19 protein-coding genes and 1 other annotated feature are annotated in these 20,991 nt (G+C 40.7%); of the genes, 2 read left to right on the forward strand and 17 right to left on the reverse strand.

What is annotated here, in order from left to right; genetic code table 11:
- Nucleotides 1-106: 106 nt before the first annotated feature.
- From UR08_RS09025 to UR08_RS09035, 3 genes are all read right to left on the reverse strand, one after another.
- Nucleotides 107-1,066, reverse strand: a complete 960-nt coding sequence (locus tag UR08_RS09025; RefSeq protein ID WP_115753325.1) for a ring-cleaving dioxygenase — start codon at nt 1,064-1,066, stop codon at nt 107-109.
- Nucleotides 1,067-1,082: 16 nt separating this feature from the next.
- Entirely contained in the window at nt 1,083-1,496 is a 414-nt protein-coding gene (locus UR08_RS09030) for a MarR family winged helix-turn-helix transcriptional regulator (RefSeq protein ID WP_115753326.1), read from the reverse strand.
- 64 nt (nt 1,497-1,560) lie between these two features.
- Nucleotides 1,561-2,097, reverse strand: coding sequence for a TetR/AcrR family transcriptional regulator (locus UR08_RS09035; RefSeq protein ID WP_115753327.1), 537 nt, complete (start codon nt 2,095-2,097; stop codon nt 1,561-1,563).
- Between the two features lie 145 nt (nt 2,098-2,242).
- Between UR08_RS09035 and UR08_RS09040 the strand changes: the two genes are divergently transcribed.
- Nucleotides 2,243-3,709 carry a glycoside hydrolase family 1 protein gene (locus UR08_RS09040; protein ID WP_115753328.1) on the forward strand — a complete coding sequence of 489 codons (1,467 nt, stop codon included), beginning with the start codon at nt 2,243-2,245 and terminating at the stop codon, nt 3,707-3,709.
- 72 nt (nt 3,710-3,781) lie between these two features.
- Here the strand turns inward: UR08_RS09040 and rpoC are convergent, their stop codons facing one another.
- From rpoC to UR08_RS09060, 4 genes are all read right to left on the reverse strand, one after another.
- The gene (rpoC, locus tag UR08_RS09045; RefSeq protein WP_115753329.1) at nt 3,782-7,387 is read right to left on the reverse strand and encodes a DNA-directed RNA polymerase subunit beta'; all 3,606 of its coding nucleotides are present in this window, start codon (nt 7,385-7,387) and stop codon (nt 3,782-3,784) included.
- Nucleotides 7,388-7,536: 149 nt separating this feature from the next.
- The gene (gene rpoB, locus UR08_RS09050; protein ID WP_115753330.1) at nt 7,537-11,088 is read right to left on the reverse strand and encodes a DNA-directed RNA polymerase subunit beta; all 3,552 of its coding nucleotides are present in this window, start codon (nt 11,086-11,088) and stop codon (nt 7,537-7,539) included.
- A 492-nt stretch (nt 11,089-11,580) separates the two neighbouring features.
- A complete protein-coding gene (locus UR08_RS09055) occupies nt 11,581-12,186 on the reverse strand; it encodes a class I SAM-dependent methyltransferase (RefSeq protein WP_115753331.1) in 606 nt (201 codons plus the stop codon).
- A 77-nt stretch (nt 12,187-12,263) separates the two neighbouring features.
- Nucleotides 12,264-13,232, reverse strand: coding sequence for an NAD-dependent epimerase/dehydratase family protein (locus tag UR08_RS09060; RefSeq protein WP_115753332.1), 969 nt, complete (start codon nt 13,230-13,232; stop codon nt 12,264-12,266).
- Between the two features lie 145 nt (nt 13,233-13,377).
- Here UR08_RS09060 and UR08_RS09065 point away from each other — a divergent pair, with 145 nt between their 5' ends.
- The gene (locus tag UR08_RS09065) at nt 13,378-14,547 is read left to right on the forward strand and encodes a helix-turn-helix domain-containing protein (protein WP_115753333.1); all 1,170 of its coding nucleotides are present in this window, start codon (nt 13,378-13,380) and stop codon (nt 14,545-14,547) included.
- A gap of 28 nt (nt 14,548-14,575) precedes the next feature.
- Here UR08_RS09065 and rplL read toward each other — a convergent pair whose 3' ends face one another.
- The 10 genes from rplL to UR08_RS09115 all read right to left on the reverse strand — a co-directional run bounded on the left by rplL (nt 14,576) and on the right by UR08_RS09115 (nt 20,929).
- Nucleotides 14,576-14,947, reverse strand: coding sequence for a 50S ribosomal protein L7/L12 (gene rplL / locus UR08_RS09070; RefSeq protein WP_115753334.1), 372 nt, complete (start codon nt 14,945-14,947; stop codon nt 14,576-14,578).
- Between the two features lie 55 nt (nt 14,948-15,002).
- Nucleotides 15,003-15,503 carry a 50S ribosomal protein L10 gene (gene rplJ / locus UR08_RS09075; protein ID WP_115753335.1) on the reverse strand — a complete coding sequence of 167 codons (501 nt, stop codon included), beginning with the start codon at nt 15,501-15,503 and terminating at the stop codon, nt 15,003-15,005.
- 25 nt (nt 15,504-15,528) lie between these two features.
- Nucleotides 15,529-15,671, reverse strand: a sequence feature (ribosomal protein L10 leader region).
- Between the two features lie 47 nt (nt 15,672-15,718).
- Nucleotides 15,719-16,408 (reverse strand): 50S ribosomal protein L1, encoded by a 690-nt coding sequence (rplA, locus tag UR08_RS09080; protein ID WP_115753336.1) that lies wholly within the window; start codon nt 16,406-16,408, stop codon nt 15,719-15,721.
- A gap of 36 nt (nt 16,409-16,444) precedes the next feature.
- Entirely contained in the window at nt 16,445-16,870 is a 426-nt protein-coding gene (gene rplK, locus UR08_RS09085; protein WP_036070142.1) for a 50S ribosomal protein L11, read from the reverse strand.
- Nucleotides 16,871-16,992: 122 nt separating this feature from the next.
- A complete protein-coding gene (locus tag UR08_RS09090) occupies nt 16,993-17,535 on the reverse strand; it encodes a hypothetical protein (RefSeq protein ID WP_115753337.1) in 543 nt (180 codons plus the stop codon).
- The gene (locus UR08_RS09095; RefSeq protein ID WP_115753338.1) at nt 17,535-18,182 is read right to left on the reverse strand and encodes an ATP-binding cassette domain-containing protein; all 648 of its coding nucleotides are present in this window, start codon (nt 18,180-18,182) and stop codon (nt 17,535-17,537) included. The genes UR08_RS09090 and UR08_RS09095 overlap by 1 nt, the downstream gene beginning before the upstream one ends.
- Before the next feature lie 4 nt (nt 18,183-18,186).
- Nucleotides 18,187-18,942: a hypothetical protein gene (locus UR08_RS09100; RefSeq protein WP_115753339.1), complete on the reverse strand. Its 756-nt coding sequence runs from the start codon at nt 18,940-18,942 to the stop codon at nt 18,187-18,189.
- A gap of 15 nt (nt 18,943-18,957) precedes the next feature.
- Nucleotides 18,958-19,653 (reverse strand): hypothetical protein, encoded by a 696-nt coding sequence (locus UR08_RS09105; RefSeq protein ID WP_115753340.1) that lies wholly within the window; start codon nt 19,651-19,653, stop codon nt 18,958-18,960.
- The gene (locus UR08_RS09110; RefSeq protein WP_115753341.1) at nt 19,640-20,437 is read right to left on the reverse strand and encodes a hypothetical protein; all 798 of its coding nucleotides are present in this window, start codon (nt 20,435-20,437) and stop codon (nt 19,640-19,642) included. Before UR08_RS09110 ends, UR08_RS09105 begins: the two co-directional genes overlap by 14 nt.
- 60 nt (nt 20,438-20,497) lie before the next feature.
- Complete coding sequence (locus tag UR08_RS09115) at nt 20,498-20,929, reverse strand: DUF2712 domain-containing protein (RefSeq protein WP_115753342.1); 432 nt, start codon at nt 20,927-20,929, stop codon at nt 20,498-20,500.
- Nucleotides 20,930-20,991 lie beyond the last annotated feature (62 nt).

The following is a 20,991-nucleotide window of genomic DNA, read 5'->3' on the forward strand; positions in this document are numbered from 1 at the left end:
AAAAACCCCTCGCTGCTGCAACAGCGAGGGGTTTTCATTTTTCAAAATGTCCATTTCTTTGTCATTATTCTACCACCATCACACTCTTTCGTCAATCATCTACAAATCACTGATCGGTATCAAGTGGCGAAAGGTGCTCCAAAATCTCTTCCCGACGAGCTTCTAGTTTTGGCGGCAATTCCACATAAGTGCCGTGTTCCACCTCAAAATCTGTTCTAAAACCAGGCCCATCAGTGGCAAGTTCAATCAAAATCCCATTCGATTCACGGAAATAAAGTGAATGGAAATAGTAGCGATCTACATAACCCGAATTCGGGTAATTTGCATCCGAAATTCGCTCAATCCACTCCATCATCTCATCATCATTTGCAACTCGAAAAGCAACATGATGAATCCCTCCGGCGCCTAAATTATTTTCTGGAAGATCCGCACGTTCCTCTAGATGTACTTCTGCGCCAGTTCCACCTTCACCTGTTTGGAATACCGTTACCGAATTTCCAGCATCTTGATATTCGCCTACTTTCTTGAAACCTAGTATTTTCGTAAGCATTTGTGCTGTTCTTTCCTTCTTAAAAACAGAAATCCTAACAGGCCCAAGTCCAGTGATGGCATACTCAGTTGGAACGGGGCTTTCCTTCCAAGGATTCCCGCCTTGAACCCCTTCATTTAATTCATCCGAAACAAGCCAAATCAATAAGCCATCTGGATCCTTCAACCGCATGGTCTTCCGATTGAAACGCATTTCAATCGGACTATGGAAAATTTGGAATTCATCCAAGCGCTTTTTCCAAAATTGAAGCGCCTCATCATTTGGAACACGGAGGCCCAGTGCGGAAATTTGATTGCGACCTAAGCGATTCCTTGCCATGTTGGGTACTTCAAAAAAAGTGACTGTCGTTCCTGGATTGCCAATTTCATCTGCATAATATAAATGATACGTATATGGATCATCTTGGTTCACCGTTTTTTTCACCAAGCGAAGTCCCAATACTTTTGTATAAAAATCAAAGTTTCGCCTTGCATTTTCAGTAAAAATCGAAACATGATGTAGTCCTTTTAATTCCATTTAAAATCCCTCCATCTTAATCCAATTTTTTGAGTAACCTTAAAAGTTCTTTTTGTTCTGGCCTTGTTAACCGACTAAATTGTTCTTGCTGAAAAGTTTCTTGTTTGGGAACAAATTCCTTGTAACAAGCGATTCCTTTTTCTGTTAGAACAATAAATTTTTCTCGCCCGACTTTTTCACGTTTTACAAGTTCTAATTTTTCTAACTTGACGAGCAACTGCGTAATATTCCCTTTTGTCACGACCAGTTTTTCACCAAGATCCTGTTGCGTTAATTTATTTCCAGGGCCGATCTGTGCGATGCAGTCAAACATTGCCGTCGAAATCCCAGCTTCTTTTAAGTTTTGATTGGTTTTCTTGATATTTTGATTATAGAAACGGCTCAATCTGAACCATAATAAAATACCTAATCTTTCCTCCGATTTTACCATTTTTATCGGCCTCCTTCGATCATAGTTTAGAACTAAACTATATAAAATGCAAGCAAAATGTTTCTCACTTTTGCTTAATCATGGATAACAGACTTGCAGCCACGCTTTTTCTTCCTTCCATAGCAAATTCAGGAATTTTAAGAATACGCGCGTGCCACATGCCATCAATCGTATAGCGAACAAATTCCGCACGTTCTTCTCCAATTTCTGGAACAAGCCGCTCAAAATCTTTCAAATAAGCTTCATTCCAGTCATATCCGGTTGCTTCGCCCGATACGACTGTTCCAATGAGTGCAGCGTGAAGCCCGACTAATTTTTCATCATCAAGCTGACTCAAGTTCCCATTAATATAGGCTTCTGTGAATGGAAATGCTGAGTGTGGCTTTGCAAGTTGATATTCTTCTTGAAGAATTTTTTCATACGCATCAATCGTGTAGCTAATTAAGGAGCGCGTTAGTTCCGCTTTGTTTTTAAAATAATAAAAAATCGCGGCTTTGGTCATCCCCGTTTTCTCGGCCACTTTTGCTAAGCTATAGTTCGTTGTCCCTTCACTTTGAATGACAGAAATTGCGGATTCAATAATTTTTTCTTTTGTAGTCATCGCTGCCTCCATTGCTCTTTTTTTAAAGTTTACCGAAAAAACCACTTTTTAGCAATGCTCACACGCGAAAAATTCCGGCTTGACATGTAATGCATTACATAGCGTACGATAAAAAAGAAATAAATATTCTGAAGGAGTGACAATGATGGCGAAGATGAAAACAGGCTTTCCTGAAGGTTTTTTATGGGGCGGCGCAACAGCGGCAAACCAAATTGAAGGCGCTTATAACGAAGATGACAAAGGCCTCACAACTGCGGATATGGTGCGGTTTATTCCGAAATCCGAACGTAAAACGGGAGAACACGCGCTTGATGTGACGAAAAAACAAATAGAAGAAATTCTAGCGGGAAACACTCAGGATGCGCGCTTTCCGAAGCGAGAAGGCATCGATTTTTATCATCACTACAAAGAAGATATTGCTTTATTTGCCGAAATGGGATTTAAAACGTTCCGACTTTCGATCGCTTGGTCGCGAATTTTTCCAAATGGAGACGATAAAACCCCAAATGAAGCGGGACTTGCCTTCTACGACCGCGTTTTCGATGAATGTTTAAAATACGGGATTGAACCGCTTGTGACACTTTCCCATTATGAAACGCCATTAAATTTAACACTTAACTATAATGGCTGGAGTGACCGTCGTGTGATTGATTTCTTCACGACTTATGCTGAAACAGTCTTTAGGCGCTATAAAGACAAAGTCAAATACTGGCTCACTTTCAATGAAATTAATATTATTGCAATCAGCCCTTATACAGGCGGCGGGGTCTTAGTTGAAGATGCCAAAAATCGCTTAGAAGTTTGCTATCAAGCGGCGCATCATCAATTTGTGGCAAGCGCGCTTGCCACAAAACTTGCTCACGAAATCATCCCAGATGCCAAAGTGGGCTGTATGCTTGCTCGGATGGCTACTTATCCAGCGACTAATAATCCAGATGACGTTTTGAAAGCACAACATTTGAATCAAATGAACCTCTTCTTCACAGACGTTCAGGCTCGCGGGGAATATCCAAGCTACATGGAGCGCTACTTTGCAGAAAATAACATCTCGATCCAAAAAGAAGTTGGGGATGATGAAATCTTGAAAGCGCACACGGTCGATTTCATTTCTTTTAGCTATTACATGTCGCTTTCAGCTTCAGCAAATCCTGATGGGAAACAAACAGGTGGCAACTTCATGGGCGGTGTCAAAAATGAATACTTAGAAACGTCCGATTGGGGCTGGCAAATCGATCCGAAAGGGTTGCGCTATACATTAAATGACTTTTATAGTCGCTATGAATTGCCACTATTCATTGTGGAAAATGGTCTTGGTGCCTATGATACCGTTACAGCGGATGGAAAAATTCATGATGACTACCGAATTGATTATTTGCGTAAACACATTGAACAAATGAAAGAAGCCATCAAAGACGGCGTCGACTTGATCGGCTATACAAGTTGGGGACCAATTGATTTAATCAGTGCTTCTACAAGCGAAATGTCCAAGCGCTATGGATTTATTTATGTAGACAAAGACGATGACGGTAATGGAACATTGAATCGATCCAAAAAAGACTCTTTTGATTGGTATAAAAAAGTCATCGCTACAAATGGTGAAGATTTAAGTTGAATAAATTCGGTTAATACTAAAAAAAGTTCTCCAAGCCAAAACTTGGAGAACTTTTTTCTTGCCTATTTATTTTTACGCATTTGTTGTTTCTTCGCTATCTTCTTGTTTCGCTCCCACAACTTCTGATTTCAGCTTGCGGTAACGACCAATTCCTGTCCCCGCTGGAACAAGTTTTCCAAGAATAACATTTTCTTTCAGTCCTAGAAGTTCATCGCGTTTGCCTTTAATCGCTGCGTCCGTAAGAACACGTGTTGTTTCTTGGAACGATGCAGCTGACAAGAACGAATCAGTTTCAAGAGATGCTTTTGTGATTCCAAGCAAGACTGGACGACCTGTAGCAGGTTGGTTACCATTCATGATTGCATCACGGTTTGCCTCTGTAAACGACTGAATATCCATGAGTGTACCAGGAAGAATATCTGTATCCCCAGTATCCATGACACGGATCTTACGAAGCATTTGGCGAACCATAACTTCAACGTGTTTGTCGCCAATTTCTACCCCTTGCATCCGGTAAACTTTTTGTACTTCTGCAAGCAAGTATTCTTGAACAGACAAGACGTCACGTACACGGATCAATGCTTTCGGATCAATCGAACCTTCTGTAAGAGCTTCCCCGCGGTCAACTACTGAACCTTCTTGCACACGTAAGCGAGCTGTATAAGGTACCGTATAGCTGCGGCGGTCATCCGTTCCTTGGATTGTAATTTCTTGACCACGGTCACGTCCTTCTTCAATCGAAACAACTTCACCAGCTACTTCTGTGATCGTTGCTTGACCTTTCGGATTCCGTGCTTCAAAAATTTCTTGGATACGTGGAAGACCTTGTGTGATATCGTCTCCGGCAACCCCACCGGTATGGAACGTACGCATTGTAAGCTGTGTTCCTGGTTCCCCGATAGATTGAGCGGCAATGATTCCCACTGCTTCTCCAACTTCAACTTCAGTTCCAGTTGCCAAGTTTTTACCGTAACATTTCTTACATACACCATGTTTCGTGTTACATGTGAAGGCAGAACGAATTGAAACTTCTTCGATTCCTGCATCCACGATAGCTTGTGCAACAGGTTCTGTGATTAGTTCGTTTTCCTTAACAAGGATTTCTCCTGTTTCAGGATGACGAACAGTTTTACGAGCATAACGACCTTCAAGTCGTTCTTCAAGCGATTCGATGATTTCAGTACCTTCACGAATGGCTTTAATTGTTAAGCCACGATCAGTTCCACAGTCATCTTCACGAATGATAACATCTTGAGCGACATCAACAAGACGACGAGTAAGATAACCAGAATCGGCTGTCTTAAGGGCTGTATCGGTAAGACCTTTACGAGCACCATGGGTCGAGATGAAGTATTCAAGGACTGTTAGACCTTCACGGAAGTTCGATGTGATTGGAAGTTCAACGATACGTCCAGATGGGTCAGCCATGAGTCCACGCATCCCAGCAAGCTGTGTAAAGTTCGAGATGTTACCACGAGCTCCAGAGTCTTGCATCATGAAGATTGGGTTGAGACGTTCCAAACTATCAATTAGTTTTTCTTGAATTTCATCTTTAGCCGCGTTCCAAACACCGATAACGCGTTCGTATCTTTCTTCGTCTGTAATCAAACCACGACGGAATTGCTTCGTGATTTTTTCCACCATATCATGCGCTTCTTCAAGGATTTCTCCTTTTTCGCTAAGCGTTAAGATATCCGCAATCCCAACCGTAATCCCAGCTTTTGTTGAAATCTTAAAGCCAAGATCTTTCATGCGGTCAAGCATCTTCGACGTTTCCGTGATATGGAATCGTTTGAAGACTTCTGCGATGATGTTTCCAAGAATTTTCTTCTTGAATGGTTCAACAAGCGGTTGTTTAGCAATATGCGCTTTTACATCCGTTGTCGTATCAACAAAATACTTCTCAGGCGTTTCTATTTCCAAGTTATATTTCGTTGGTTCATTAATATAAGGGAACGATGTTGGAAGAATTGTATTAAAGATCAATTTACCAACTGTCGTAATCAATAGTTGCTTGCGTTGTTCGTCTGTAAAGCGTTCATTTGGAATTGAACCGGCATAAACAGCGATACGAGAGTGAAGATGCACATAGCCATTTTGATAAGCTAGGTTTGCTTCATTCAAGTCTTTGAAGATCATTCCTTCACCAACAGCATTTTCACGTTCAAGCGTCAAGTAATAGTTTCCTAGTACCATATCTTGTGAAGGTGTAACAACTGGTTTACCATCTTTCGGGTTCAAGATATTTTGAGCAGCTAGCATCAAAATACGAGCTTCCGCTTGTGCTTCAGCAGAAAGCGGAACGTGAACCGCCATTTGGTCACCATCAAAGTCGGCATTATAAGCAGTACATACAAGCGGGTGAAGGCGAATTGCACGTCCTTCAACAAGCGTTGGTTCGAAAGCTTGGATACCGAGTCTATGAAGTGTAGGGGCACGGTTTAGGAGAACTGGGTGTTCACGAATAACTTCTTCAAGTACATCCCAAATTTCCGGAGCCATGCGTTCAATTTTACGTTTTGCGCTCTTAATGTTGTGTGCCAAACCGCGTTCTACGAGTTCTTTCATCACAAATGGCTTAAAGAGCTCAAGCGCCATTTCTTTTGGAAGACCACATTGATACATCTTAAGGTTTGGTCCAACGACGATAACAGAACGACCAGAATAGTCAACCCGTTTTCCGAGCAAGTTTTGACGGAAACGACCTTGTTTCCCTTTCAACATATGTGAAAGTGATTTTAATGGACGATTTCCTGGTCCAGTTACTGGACGGCCACGACGACCATTGTCAATTAGTGCGTCAACTGCTTCTTGTAGCATCCGTTTTTCGTTTTGAACGATGATAGTAGGTGCTCCAAGATCAAGCAAACGTTTCAAACGATTATTCCGGTTGATAACACGGCGATACAAATCGTTCAAATCACTTGTTGCAAAACGTCCACCTTCAAGTTGAACCATTGGACGAAGTTCAGGCGGAATTACTGGAAGAACGTCAAGAATCATCCAACTTGGATCGTTTCCAGAGTTACGGAAGGCTTCCATGACTTCCAAGCGACGAATCGCGCGCGTACGACGTTGTCCTTGTGCAGATTCAAGTTCTTCTTTTAATTCGTTCGTTTCTTTCTCAAGATTGATATCCGAAAGAATTTTCTTGATCGCTTCAGCACCCATACCAGCTTGGAATGTTTGGCCATATTTGTCGCGATAAGCACGATATTCTTTTTCAGAAAGAAGTTGTTTCTTCTCAAGCGGTGTATCGCCTGGTTCTGTAACGACATAAGAAGCAAAATAAATGACTTCTTCTAAGGCACGTGGGCTCATGTCCATAACAAGACCCATACGGCTTGGAATTCCTTTGAAATACCAAATATGCGATACAGGAGCAGCAAGTTCGATGTGTCCCATACGTTCACGACGAACTTTAGATTTTGTAACTTCTACGCCACAGCGGTCACAGACAACCCCTTTATAGCGCACGCGTTTATATTTCCCACAAGAACATTCCCAGTCTTTTGTTGGGCCAAAAATCCGTTCACAGAAAAGACCGTCACGTTCAGGCTTAAGTGTACGGTAGTTGATCGTTTCTGGCTTTTTCACTTCGCCATGCGACCAAGAACGAATTTTATCTGGAGATGCTAGCCCTATTTTCATATACTCAAAATTATTAACATCTATCAAGTGCCCTACCTCCTAATTTTGTTGGCAGTTCACTAGAAGTAGCCTCACAAGTTTTTCCCACTCATCAGTCGCTACTTCTAGAAACACACCTAGTTTATCGGCAAAAACATTCGTTTTTCATTTATTTTGGAGTTTTATAATCGGGCGGGTTAATCAACCTGCTCGGTAGTTTCCTCTGGTTTTACAATATTGAAAGCATCGTTTTGACCATTAAAATCGTCTTCATCCGAATCTTGCATTTCAATTTCTTCTTCGTCAGCAGACAAGATTTTAACGTCCATTCCAAGACTTTGCAATTCTTTAATCAAGACGCGGAAGGATTCAGGCACACCTGGTTTAGGCACGCTTTCTCCCTTCACGATTGCTTCATACGTTTTAACACGTCCAACAACGTCATCTGACTTAATTGTGAGGATTTCTTGGAGTGTATAAGCGGCACCATAAGCTTCTAGTGCCCAAACTTCCATTTCCCCGAAACGTTGTCCACCAAATTGTGCTTTACCTCCGAGTGGTTGTTGCGTAACTAGCGAGTATGGTCCAGTTGAACGAGCATGAAGTTTATCATCAACCATGTGAGCCAGTTTAATCATATACATGACCCCAACAGATACACGGTTATCAAATGGTTCCCCAGTACGTCCGTCGTAAAGAACCGTCTTCGCATCACGTGCCATTCCAGCTTCTTCAACAGTGCTCCAAACGTCTTCCTCATTTGCACCATCAAATACAGGCGTTGCAACATGAATACCAAGCTTACGAGCAGCCATTCCAAGGTGCAATTCGAGCACTTGCCCGATATTCATCCGAGACGGTACCCCTAGTGGGTTAAGCATGATGTCAACAGGTGTTCCATCAGGAAGGAACGGCATATCTTCTTCAGGTAAGATCCGGGAAATAACCCCTTTGTTACCATGACGACCAGCCATTTTATCTCCTTCATGAATTTTACGTTTTTGTACGATATACACACGAACAAGTTGGTTCACGCCTGGTGGTAATTCATCTCCCGCCTCACGCGTAAAGATTTTCACATCCAAGACAATTCCGCCACCGCCGTGAGGTACACGAAGTGAAGTATCACGAACTTCACGTGCTTTCTCGCCAAAAATGGCATGAAGCAAACGTTCTTCAGCCGTAAGTTCTGTTACACCTTTTGGCGTTACTTTCCCTACAAGCAAATCATTATCTTTAACTTCTGCTCCGACACGAATAATCCCACGGTCATCAAGGTCACGAAGCGCATCTTCACCGACATTCGGGATGTCACGCGTCATTTCCTCAGGTCCGAGTTTTGTATCACGAGCTTCAGATTCAAATTCTTCAATGTGGATAGATGTATACACATCATCTTTTACGAGGCGTTCACTCATGATGATCGCATCCTCGTAGTTATAACCATCCCAAGTCATGAAGGCAACGAGAACGTTTCTTCCAAGTGCTAGTTCCCCAGAATCCATTGAAGGACCATTCCCAAGAATTTCGCCTTTTACAACACGATCTCCTTCTGAAACATTCGGACGTTGGTTATAACAAGTTCCTTGGTTAGAACGAACAAATTTACGTAGCGTATACTTGTCGATTCCTCCCGTAACTTCTTTTCCGTCAACCATCGAAACGCGACGAACCCAGATTTCTCTCGCTTCAACGTGTTCAACGATTCCGTCGTGTTTTGCAACAACAGCAGCACCGGAGTCTTTTGCAGAAACGTGTTCCATCCCTGTTCCAACAAATGGAGCTTCAGGGTGCATAAGTGGCACAGCTTGACGTTGCATGTTCGCACCCATTAAGGCACGGTTACTATCGTCGTTTTCAAGGAACGGAATACATGCAGTCGCTACAGACACAACTTGTTTTGGCGACACGTCCATGTAGTCAACCCGTTCTTTTTCAACCGCTAAGTTTTCAGAACGGAAACGAGCCATGATTTCTTCTTCCGTGAAGACGCCGTTATCATCAAGTTTCGAGTTTGCTTGCGCTACAACATAATTATCTTCCTCATCAGCTGTTAGATAATCAATTGTATCTGTAACTTGATGCGTTTCTGGATCAACGCGACGATATGGTGTTTCAATAAAACCGAAACGATTCACTTTCGCATAAGAAGAAAGCGAGTTGATTAGTCCGATGTTCGGACCTTCCGGTGTTTCAATTGGACACATACGACCATAATGTGAATAGTGAACGTCACGAACTTCATAACCTGCACGTTCACGCGTCAAACCACCTGGTCCGAGCGCAGAGAGACGACGTTTATGCGTAAGCTCACTGAGTGGGTTCGATTGGTCCATGAATTGTGAAAGCTGCGAGCTTCCGAAGAATTCTTTAATCGACGCAACAACTGGACGAATATTGATTAATTGTTGCGGTGTAATTGTACTCATATCTTGAATAGACATCCGTTCACGGACAACACGTTCCATCCGTGACAAGCCAATTCGGAATTGGTTTTGAAGAAGTTCTCCGACAGAACGAAGACGACGATTTCCCAAGTGGTCAATATCATCTGTTCCACCTACACCATGAAGTAAGTTAAAGAAATAACTGATTGACGAAACAATATCAGAAGGCGTAATGTGTTTTACATTTTCATCAATGTACGCATTACCAATAATGTTGATTTCTTTTTCTTCATCTTCTGGCGCATAAATTTTAATCGACTGAACAAGTACTTCATCTTCCATAACGCCATCACGTGGGTGAAGTGTACGGAATCCAACTCCATTTTCAAGGTTTGGAATGATTGCATCGAGTTTGCGACGATCTAAGATATCTCCTTTAGATGCAATGATTTCCCCTGTTTCTGGGTCAACGAGTGTTTCAGCCAATACTTGACCGAACAAACGATTTTTAAGATGAAGTTTTTTGTTGATTTTATAACGTCCAACGCTTGCAAGATCATATCTTTTTGGATCAAAGAAACGAGAGATCAGCAAACTTCTAGCGTTTTCCACAGTTGGTGGTTCACCTGGACGAAGTCGTTCATAAATTTCAAGCAACGCTTTTTCTGCATTGTCTGTATTATCTTTTTCAAGCGTATTGCGCAGATAATCATTGTCTCCGATTAGGTCAATGATTTCTTGGTCGGAACCAAATCCTAGAGCGCGAAGAAGGACTGTAACTGGTAATTTACGCGTGCGGTCAATACGAACATGCACAACATCTTTTGCATCTGTTTCATACTCTAACCAAGCACCACGGTTTGGAATAACGGTTGATCCGAAACCTTTTTTACCATTTTTGTCCACTTTGTCATTAAAATAAACTCCTGGTGAACGAACTAATTGTGAAACAATAACACGTTCAGCACCGTTGATAATGAATGTTCCCATTTCAGTCATAAGCGGGAAATCACCCATGAAAACTTCCTGGTCTTTTACTTCACCAGTTTCTTTATTGATCAGGCGCAATTTCACACGAAGCGGAGCTGCGTAGTTTGCATCGCGGTTTTTAGACTCTTCAACCGAATATTTCGGTTCTCCAAGGTCATAATCAATAAATTCAAGTGAAAGATTTCCTGCAAAGTCTTCAATTGGAGAAATATCGCGGAACATTTCCCGAAGACCTTCATCTAAGAACCACTGATAAGAAGCTGTTTGAATTTCGATCAAATTCGGTAATTCAAGCACTTCACTAATCCGAGCGAAACTTCTACGCTTACGGTGTCTGCCGTATTGTACTACATGTCCTGACAAACTCTTCACCCCTCAAATTTTTAAAATTTATAAGCACACTTTCTGCTTTCAATAGAATCGCGAAACAGTGGAACCCCCCGCACCCGTCATTTAAGCAAAGAGCTTTCTACACGTGTAAAAAATACTCGCTTAAACAAACGTTCATCAAAAGTTTCCTGCTACTTGCCTTTATTCTACAAGAAAGAAAGTGGGACTTGAGCAATTAATCTAGCCTGTTTTTAGACAAAAAGAAAGCGGAATTCAACTTGCTTTGATCCTTTCCTAAAAAAGTTTCACGACAACAGCTAAATTTAAAATTTGCTTTGTCAGCTCTGAAAACCACATCCATGTCTTATTTTGCCAAAACCCTTGCAAACACTTCATTTCTCTAACTCATTTCAGAAAAATGGGCATGCGAAATAACAGTCTAGATTCTTTTGGCATCTTACTATGATACAACACCCTAGAAAAAAAGTCAACCCATTAGTTTACAAAAAAGAAGCCTTAAAATCAAGACTTCTTTTATGCTTTTACACTTCGATAAATATAATAGCCCTTATCTTTTTTAACAACCTCTACATTTCCAAAAGTCTGCTCCATTTTGTGAGCTGCAGATGGTCCGCCTTGTTTCTTTTGAATCACAATCCAAAGCTCACCAGACGGAGCTAAGCGCTCATATGCCCCTTCTAAAATAGCATGAACTACGACTTTCCCTGCTCGAATCGGCGGATTGCTCACAATCGCTGTAAAGTTTTTTGCCTCTACACGATCATAAACAGAGCTTTCATAAATCTGCACATTTTGAACGTCATTCAGCGCCGCATTTTCCTTTGCGAGCGCTAGCGCTCGCAGATTCACATCTACCATTTCTATTTCCCGATCTGGAAAATCTTTCGCAAGTCCGAGTCCAATGGGTCCGTATCCGCAGCCAACATCAAGCACCTTTCCTGCAAGCTCGGGGAATTCGAATGTTTCTATTAAAAGTCGTGAACCGAAATCCACAGTTTTTTTAGAAAACACGCCTTCGTCACTAATAAACTGCAAATTAAAGCCTCGCAACTGGTAGTTAAAAGTTTGTCGGTTTGATGATAAATTTTGATCGTTTGTAAAATAATGATTATTTGTCATTCAACTACCTCCTTCACTTGTGTATTCTACCATACAAAAAGCCCGTGGCACATATTTTTTTACCGCGGGCTCACTTTTTATTCAGCTACACATTTCGCAAGCGTTTCATGAATCGAGCGCTCGACATCATGATCTCGAATCCCAAGAACTGTTTTCGTATCTTCGGGATTTAAATATAAATCTAACTCTTGAAGTTCTGCTGTTACTATCGAATGAATGCCATGCTCAGTTCCATCAGCTGCTGACGCTTGATCCATCCCTTCATAGACATCACGAACCGCATCAAGTGATACAACGGGCACTTCCGTTTCTTGCCCTAAAGCATCGACCATGTATTTATAAAAAGTTTGATATTTCATATTTTCTCCGCAAATCGCATAAGTAGCGCGGTGTTTTTCAGCTTCAAGCGCACCAACTGCCGCTTCCGCAACTTGTTCCACCGTCACCATCGCAGTTCCGCCTTTAAGCGCAGGGAAAACAGTTTGTCCTTTAATTTGATCGGTAAACATTTTCCAAAGCGGCATTCTGCCAGGCATTGTTCCAAAAATGTAAGGCAAGCGCAAACTCGAAACATTCATCGAACCCTCACCTTCAGCAAACGCTAGTTGCTCTTGCAGTAAACGCGTATTCGGATAAGGTTGATCTTTCAAACCCATTTCTGGAAGGCGTTCTGCAAACTCTGCAAAATACGATCCGAACACAACAAAGTTTTTGACTCCAGCTTCTTTAGCTAGTCGAGCCAGACGCTGTGTTGGGAGAACATTCGCTTCATAAAAGAATTTTTCTGCTGGCGCTTTTGGTATTATCCGTTCATCTGCACCAGCTGCATAAATAAAACCCGAAACACCTTTAAGCATTGCTTTTATATCATCATCCGACATGGCTCCAATATCGCCAAGGGTACATTTAACTTCTTTTGGCAGCAAGTCCTCTTCTGGCATTGGTGGTAGCGCAACCGTTTCCACTTGATAGCCACGTTTCAAAAGTTCCTTCACCGTATAGTAGCCTAAAAACCCAGTGCCGCCTAAAACAAATATTTTTTCCATGTTTTTCCCTCGCTTTCAGTTGTCTAATAAAACTTAGTGAAATTAATCACAATATTACTTTAACACGATTTCCCATGTTAAATGAGACAAAATAAGCTTTTTTATTATCCTGATTCCAGCTATAATAAAAATGAGGTGATAGACATTGGAACAATCGCAAACGAATCCCTATTCTAACAACTTATGGGAAACACCTATTTTCAACATTTTTAGACACTTAACCACCGGAGCTCGTAAAGATCATGAAACCGAGCGACTTCGTTTATTTGCCACAATCTCAGGACACGGCATCATTAAAATCAACGGCGTACGCTATCCCATTTCACGAGGCTCACTTTCATGGATTTTCCCTTATCATTCAACAAGCCTAGCTGACGCAGAAAATCTTGAAGTGATCGAAATTGCTTTTCCACTCCGCGTTTTATTGCAGATTCTTGATGGTCCCGACCAAGCTCAATTGCATAAAATGATGTTTCAAAATTATTTCTCACCCGTTATCACTTATCCAGACGCCGAACAACTAGAGCAGCTATTCCGCGAAGCTCTACATGAATCAGAAGTTAAAGATCCCTTATTCGAAACCATCGTTCTTGCCAATGTTACAAAAATCATTTTGCTTTATTTACGACAAATTTATAAAGAAAAACCAAAATTCAGTACCACTACTGGCTGGAAAGCTCTAAGATACCTACACTATTATTTCAGTCAACCATTAAATACCGCAAAAGTTGCCAAGCATTTCAAGATCACACCCGAAAAACTCAACCAAGAACTAAAAGAACTCACTGGGAAAAATTTATTACAAAATCTGACTCAAATTCGGTTTAACCATGCTAGAGCGCTTATGCAGGTCACTGACTTACCCATCAAAACCATTGCTTCTAGCGTTGGATTTCGTTCATTCCCTAGTTTCAACCGGCAATTTAAACTACTCTATACCCAAACACCCAAAGATTATCATAAACAAGCATCGAAAAAGGCGGAGCCGACTTTAGCTTTTCAAGTTTATATTTTCATGACCGAAAACTTCAAACTTAATCTTTCGCTTGCAAAGCTTGAGAAAATATTTTTCACTTCCAAGAAAAATATCGAACAAGCACTGCAAGCAACCTTCCAAATGAGCGCTCGAGAACTCGCCATATTCATCAAAATAAGTTACGCCAAAAGTTTCATTCAAACAACTCCATCTAGCTTTAGCCAAATTTCAGATCTCACCGGGTTTAACTCTGTTCGTTCATTCAACCGAGCTTTTCTCGAGGAAGTCGGAATGACACCTAGCGAATATAAAAAAAGCCTGTTAGGAAACGAATCCTAACAGGCTTTTTGTTTGCTTAAAGCAAAATTTATTTAGCTTCTACGCTAGCGCCAACTTCTTCAAGTTTAGCTTTGATTTCTTCAAATTCTTCTTTAGAAGCGCCTTCTTTAAGTGGTTTTGGAGCGTTGTCTACTAATTCTTTAGCTTCTTTCAAGCCAAGACCAGTGATTTCACGTACCACTTTGATAACTTTGATTTTGGAATCCCCAGCAGAAGTAAGTTCTACAGTGAATTCAGTTTGTTCTTCAGCGCCACCACCAGCACCGCCAGCAGCTGCTACAGCTACAGGAGCTGCTGCAGTTACACCAAATTCTTCTTCGATTGCTTTTACTAAATCGTTAAGTTCTAATACAGATGCTTCTTTAACGGAAGCAATGATTTCTTCAATGTTTAAAGCCATTTTAAAATTCCTCCATTTAATGTTTTATTAGGGACTTATTTCCCTTTAGACAAACTTAAGCTTCTTGTCCTTCTTTTTGATCAGCTACAGCTTTCGCAGCAAGTGCGAAGTTGCGGACTGGCGCTTGTAACACGTTGCAAAGCATGGATAGCAAACCTTCGCGCGATGGAAGTGTCGCAAGAGCTTTGACATCGCTCACAGAAGATACTTTACCTTCAATGATACCCGCTTTAATTTCAAGTGCTTCGTGATCTTTCGCGAAGTCATTCAAGATTTTAGCAGGAAGAACAGCATCGTCATTACTGAACGCAATAGCGTTTGGTCCAGTTAGGACTTCTTCAAGTCCTTCAAAACCTTTCGCTTCAACAGCACGGCGTACCATCGTGTTTTTGTAAACTTTAAAGTCAACACCTGCTTCACGTAATTGTTTACGTAATTCAGTAACTTCTGCTACATTAAGTCCACGATAGTCTACAATGATTGTAGAGACACTGTCCGTAAGTTTTGTTGTAATTTCTTCAACATTGTTTTTCTTAGCATCTAAGATTGCACTCATTTTTACACCTCCGTCCAAAACGATATCAGCTACATAAAAATGACCCTTGCCACCGTATCAGCAAGGGTCGAGAAAACAGCCTAAACTGTTTTTATCGTTAATCTCCTCGGCGGGCAAATTTAAACACAAATGTGTACCTGCTGTCTACGGTAAGGATATTCACTTAATAAGCCTTAGTTATTTTAACAAAAAACAACTATTGCGTCAAGCTAGTATTAAAATGACGCTGGGTCTACTTGAATTCCAGGGCCAAAAGTTGTTGTTACGCTCAAATGTTTCACGTAAGTTCCTTTAGCTGCCGCTGGTTTAGCTTTTTGAAGCACATCATTTACAGTGCGGAAGTTTTCAACTAATTTATCAGTATCAAACGAAACTTTTCCGATTGCAGCGTGAATATTTCCGGCTTTATCAACACGGTATTCCACTTTACCAGCTTTGATTTCGTTTACTGCTTTTGTTACGTCCATAGTAACCGTACCAGTTTTAGGGTTTGGCATTAAGCCTTTTGGTCCAAGCACACGGCCTAGTTTACCAACTTCACCCATCATGTCAGGTGTAGCTACGATTACATCAAAATCAAACCAACCTTGGTTGATTTTTTCAACATATTCAGCATCTCCAACGAAGTCAGCGCCAGCAGCTTCAGCTTCTTTTGCTTTTTCTCCTTTAGCGAATACTAAAACACGTTGAGTTTTACCAGTACCGTTTGGAAGTACTACGGCACCACGAATTTGTTGATCTGCTTTTTTAGGATCTACGCCAAGACGGAATGCTACTTCAACAGTCGCATCGAAACCGGCGAAATCAATTTCTTTAGCAAGCGCTACTGCTTCTTCAACAGAATACGCTTTTGCTGTATCTACTTTTTTCAAAGCTTCTTGATACTTTTTACCTTTCTTAGCCATTTCTTTTCCTCCTTATTGTTCAGAATTACTTAAAACTTAGTCTTCTACAGTGAATCCCATAGAACGAGCAGTACCTTCAACCATACGCATTGCAGACTCAACGTTTGCAGCATTTAGGTCAGGCATTTTAAGTTCAGCAATTTCTTGTACTTGAGCACGAGTCACTTTAGCAACTTTGTTACGGTTAGGTTCACCAGATCCTTTTTCCACTTTAGCAGCTTTTTTTAGCAAAACAGCAGCTGGTGGAGTTTTAGTGATGAACGTAAACGAACGGTCTTCAAATACACTGATAACAACAGGAATGATAAGACCAGCTTGATCGGCTGTACGAGCGTTAAACTCTTTACAGAAGCCCATGATGTTTACACCAGCTTGACCTAGTGCAGGTCCGACTGGAGGTGCAGGATTTGCTTTACCTGCTGGAATTTGAAGCTTCACTTCTTTGATAACTTTCTTAGCCACGAGACATACCTCCTTAAGTCCGTGCTGTGGTTATGATGGGGATTGAGATTTCCCCTCCCACGACAAAAAGTACGCAAAAACGTACTTTTACATGATACCATTATTCAAGCATGATAGCAAGACTAGTTTTGAAATTTATATTTATCGGCTCCTCGTTTATGATGCTCCACAAAATACAGTTGATAATTCTTTAAGACATCTGCCGTGTAGTAGCCCTCGCCCTTTTTATCAATTGGAATTTCAATCAACATCTCGCCGCTTGTTTTTTCGCCAGGTTGAAGTTTTTTCTTAAGTTTCCGGTTCACCCCTAAATCAGCGGATGCAAACGGATCAACCTGCCACTTCGACCCAGCACTCACAATCACAAGATCATCAATCGTCACTTTTTGCGTCACCGAACTGTTTGTTGTTTTATTTTCCGCTTCGAATGGAATAAAATATTGATTTACATAATCGTCATATTCCTTTGCATATACCTTTTTTATCCGCGGTTTTCCAATTTTATAGGTCAGTTTCCCCATCGCAACCTCCTCACCGAAATGATGTGTTGTTTCCTCAATAAAATATCCTGCCTCATTAAGCACCATATATCGCCAAATACTACCACCAATAAAGAGAACGGCCAAAAGTGTAATACAAATTGCCCACAAAATCTTTTTCACCATCACGCTTCACCTTCACTTAAAACGCCATTTTTCATAACGAACGTCACGTCAGCAATTTTTTGTAAAAAAGAGGAGTCATGACTTGCCACGATAAGTGTTGTCTCTTGCTGCCTAAGTTTGAGTAGCAAATTTATCAACTCTTCAACCCCACCTTCGTCAATCGCATTCGTCGGCTCATCCAGCAAAATCACATCTGGTTTAAAAATAATCGCTTGCGCAATCCCGAGTCGCTGTTTCATTCCAAGCGAATATTTGCCAAATTTCCTTTTATCATTTGGATCAAGCCCGACAAGCTCCAACGTTTTTTTTATTTCATCACCAATTTCTCGCTTTTTTCGATCCAAAAGCGCTAAAAGTTCCAAATTTTTATAACCAGTAAATTCATTCAAAAATCCCGGGCGCTCAATTAAAATGCCCATATTTTGCGCAAATTTGCCGTTTGCAAGTTGCTCCTTTCCATCAAACAAAATCCGACCATCCGTCTTAATTAGTCCTGAAATCCCCCGAAGCAACATCGTCTTTCCTGATCCATTCTCACCACGTATGCCTGTAATTTGATTCCTACCAAAAGTCCCTGTCACTTGACTAAGAACAGTCCTCCCCTTAATAACCTTCGTCACATTCTCAAGTTGAACCAAACTTCCCATATATTCACCCCTCATTTTTAGTCGTCAAAATATCAATCCGAGTAATCCCCAAAAGTCCAATTCCCATCAACATCGCTCCCAGCACACCTCCATATATGAGCGTGCTCTTTGCCGAGAGCACGAACTGCGTCACATCTGTGTGCCTCACCCACATCAAATGCCCTGTTGGGAAAAATAAATTCGTACTTCTCAGTCCACTACACAAAAAAAACATCACCAAAAGAACAGCTGCAATTTCCTTCATGAAGAGTGTCAGGAGCATGAAAAATAGACAACTGAGATTCATCCCTAAAAACAAATAGCCAGCGTACGGTAAAAAACCAGAAAAGTCAAACCTGAATAACAAACTGACAGCCATGATAATAGAGATGTAGCTAAGAAGCAGTACAATATTTAACATCAAGATGACACTGCACTTACTTAGCCAGTTAAGCGACCGGTTTGAAAGTTTAACAAGCACGTGACTCGCTTCGCCGAATAAATCCACACGCAAAAAATCATGCGAGATTAGGATGGGAATTAAGAGCAGGAGAAACCATGTTGCCGGAAATTGCAGAGGGTTATCTTTCAAAACTTCGATCGGGATGCCACCCATCATATTGATAAGTAAGTCGGCGACTGAGTTTTGTTCGAAAGCGGTAGTCTTGGCCTCCTTAAAGGTTATTCCGATTAGTATAAATAAAACCGCAATCATTCGTTTGTAGCTTTTCGCAGCGAGTAGCAGGCAGTCACGCCTCATTAATAAGCGAAGTTGTTGCATCTTCTTGCCTCCTCATCAATAGAAATTTTTCTGCCTGATTATGCTGTCTATCACAACAAAAAGCAATAAACTGATGCCGATGAAAAAGGAAATCCGTATCAGCGCTTCCGAGAAAAACAAATCTTCTGGCGCACTCCAAAGAATTCGTTTATTAATGATGGATTTATTGAAATACACATCAATACTTTGATCGATCGGCAAGATAAATAGCACGATTATAATCGCCGCAATAAAGTAACGAATCAAGACAGTGGCGAGAATAAAGATAGCTGCAATAAAAACCAAGAAGCTCCAATATAGCAAAACGAGTTTAACTAACATACTCAGCGAGCAAGAGATACTACCGTTCGCAAAAAAACTTGCCAAAAAAACGAAAACAGTATAAGCGAAGATATAGACCGTCGCAGTAAGTACGGATCTTCCGATTAAGACAGAGACTAATTTGGATCTGCTGCCTAATGCGAAAACATGGTTAGTCAGCAAGCAATTTACAACCATAATATATAATAAAATGGAGAAAGCTGGCAAAATGATTTTTTCTAACAAACCGCCACCAAAAAAGGTGAGCAAATCGATTCCATCAGTAATTTCTGATGAAAACGCCGCGTTCATAACCGCTGCAAAAACGGCTATCCAAATGCCTATAAAAAGCCATTTTTTTGCTTGGATATCCAGTGCCATTTGCTTAAACGCATACTTATTTAATAACATTTTTTCTAACTCCAAAGATATAACCGATTGTCGCTAGCGCCGTTCCAACACACAAGACACCTACCATAATTTGCCAAGATAAAACAGGGGACGTAATTTGCTTAGAAAAAAGAGTTGGATAATATGACAAGACATTCTCAACATCGTCTGGAATAACATAGTTCCAAAGATAGTCTATGATGTAAGCGGTAAGAAATATCACAAAACTTTGTTTCAAAAACATTCCAGCCGCTAATGCGATCGTTGCGAACATTCCAGCAGAGAAAAAAGCAATACCAATATACATCAACATATGTAAAAAAGGATGTGCATAATATAACTCTGGAAACAGTGTCGTAGAATTTAATAATGGAACGGCTTCATTCGTCGTGACTACTAAATCAGGCTGATGATTGGGTAGCAGCATAAAACAGCCATAGATATTTAGTAAAAGTGGGGCTATAAAAATCACACCTCCAAGAATGAAATTATAGCCATATAAATTAGCAAAGTAACTTATTTTTTTCCTTTTCAGATAGATATGGTCAAAAAATCCGGCCTTTTTATCAGACGCATAAATATTCGCAGCTGCCATTGCTGCAATAATTGGCATAAACTTAAATAATAGATGAGGAACTTCCGATCCTGTAAAACTCTCGATCCATCTCGTATAAGGAGAACCTCCATAAAAACGATTAGGATAAATGTCTGCAATTAAATAAAAAAGAGATAACAACATTCCAGTAGCTAATGCAATCTGAAATGGTTTTCGTTTAAAAATACGTCGAATAAAATAATGGTGCACCCTACCACTCCTTTTTATAAAAAGATCCATAGTCAGCTGACCGTGAATCTTTCTGATTAACTATCTTCTCGAGTCAGGACTCCAGGCTCCTTCAACATTATTGGGATGTTTTGGATCAGCTCCAGCTTTGATCGAAGCGCTTGTTCTTCCTTCTTCTCTCACATAGTTCGTCATCTTCTTTATTCCACGAACATGTGCACTATAATAGTTTCCACCTGAACACTTCTTACTTGTCCACCCATTACCACCAAGAACCCATGCTGGTACTTTGTTTTTATTGTTTTTTACGTAATTAACTTTCATATAAACAGCCGAAGTATTATTTTTTTTACGAAATTTAGTATGATCGTAATCTGGATCATTTTTCGATGGTGCTAATCTCAAATTAAATGTAGTATCTCCGGTATTCCCAACTGCATTAACATTCACTATTCCAAAACTTCCCGCTATCAAAACCATCCCAAAACTAACTGCTAGTATTCTTTTCAACATGTTGAAACTCCTCCTTGATGTCATTTTAGTCACTTTTCAGTGTAGCATAGGCAACAGGACCT

Source organism: Listeria kieliensis (assembly GCF_003369925.1).
Lineage (GTDB): Bacteria > Bacillota > Bacilli > Lactobacillales > Listeriaceae > Listeria > Listeria kieliensis_A.

Excerpts from the sequence above, each read along its gene's own strand:
- rplJ (WP_115753335.1), bottom strand. The coding sequence starts at position 15,503 with ATGAGTGCAATCTTAGATGCTAAGAAAAACAATGTTGAAGAAATTACA.
- UR08_RS09095 (WP_115753338.1), bottom strand. The coding sequence starts at position 18,182 with ATGGGAAGTTTGGTTCAACTTGAGAATGTGACGAAGGTTATTAAGGGG.
- UR08_RS09115 (WP_115753342.1), bottom strand. The coding sequence starts at position 20,929 with ATGTTGAAAAGAATACTAGCAGTTAGTTTTGGGATGGTTTTGATAGCG.
- UR08_RS09030 (WP_115753326.1), bottom strand. The coding sequence starts at position 1,496 with ATGGTAAAATCGGAGGAAAGATTAGGTATTTTATTATGGTTCAGATTG.
- UR08_RS09035 (WP_115753327.1), bottom strand. The coding sequence starts at position 2,097 with ATGACTACAAAAGAAAAAATTATTGAATCCGCAATTTCTGTCATTCAA.
- UR08_RS09040 (WP_115753328.1), top strand. The coding sequence starts at position 2,243 with ATGGCGAAGATGAAAACAGGCTTTCCTGAAGGTTTTTTATGGGGCGGC.
- UR08_RS09090 (WP_115753337.1), bottom strand. The coding sequence starts at position 17,535 with ATGGTGAAAAAGATTTTGTGGGCAATTTGTATTACACTTTTGGCCGTT.
- UR08_RS09055 (WP_115753331.1), bottom strand. The coding sequence starts at position 12,186 with ATGACAAATAATCATTATTTTACAAACGATCAAAATTTATCATCAAAC.
- rplA (WP_115753336.1), bottom strand. The coding sequence starts at position 16,408 with ATGGCTAAGAAAGGTAAAAAGTATCAAGAAGCTTTGAAAAAAGTAGAT.
- rplL (WP_115753334.1), bottom strand. The coding sequence starts at position 14,947 with ATGGCTTTAAACATTGAAGAAATCATTGCTTCCGTTAAAGAAGCATCT.
- UR08_RS09105 (WP_115753340.1), bottom strand. The coding sequence starts at position 19,653 with ATGTTATTAAATAAGTATGCGTTTAAGCAAATGGCACTGGATATCCAA.
- UR08_RS09060 (WP_115753332.1), bottom strand. The coding sequence starts at position 13,232 with ATGGAAAAAATATTTGTTTTAGGCGGCACTGGGTTTTTAGGCTACTAT.
- UR08_RS09025 (WP_115753325.1), bottom strand. The coding sequence starts at position 1,066 with ATGGAATTAAAAGGACTACATCATGTTTCGATTTTTACTGAAAATGCA.
- UR08_RS09100 (WP_115753339.1), bottom strand. The coding sequence starts at position 18,942 with ATGCAACAACTTCGCTTATTAATGAGGCGTGACTGCCTGCTACTCGCT.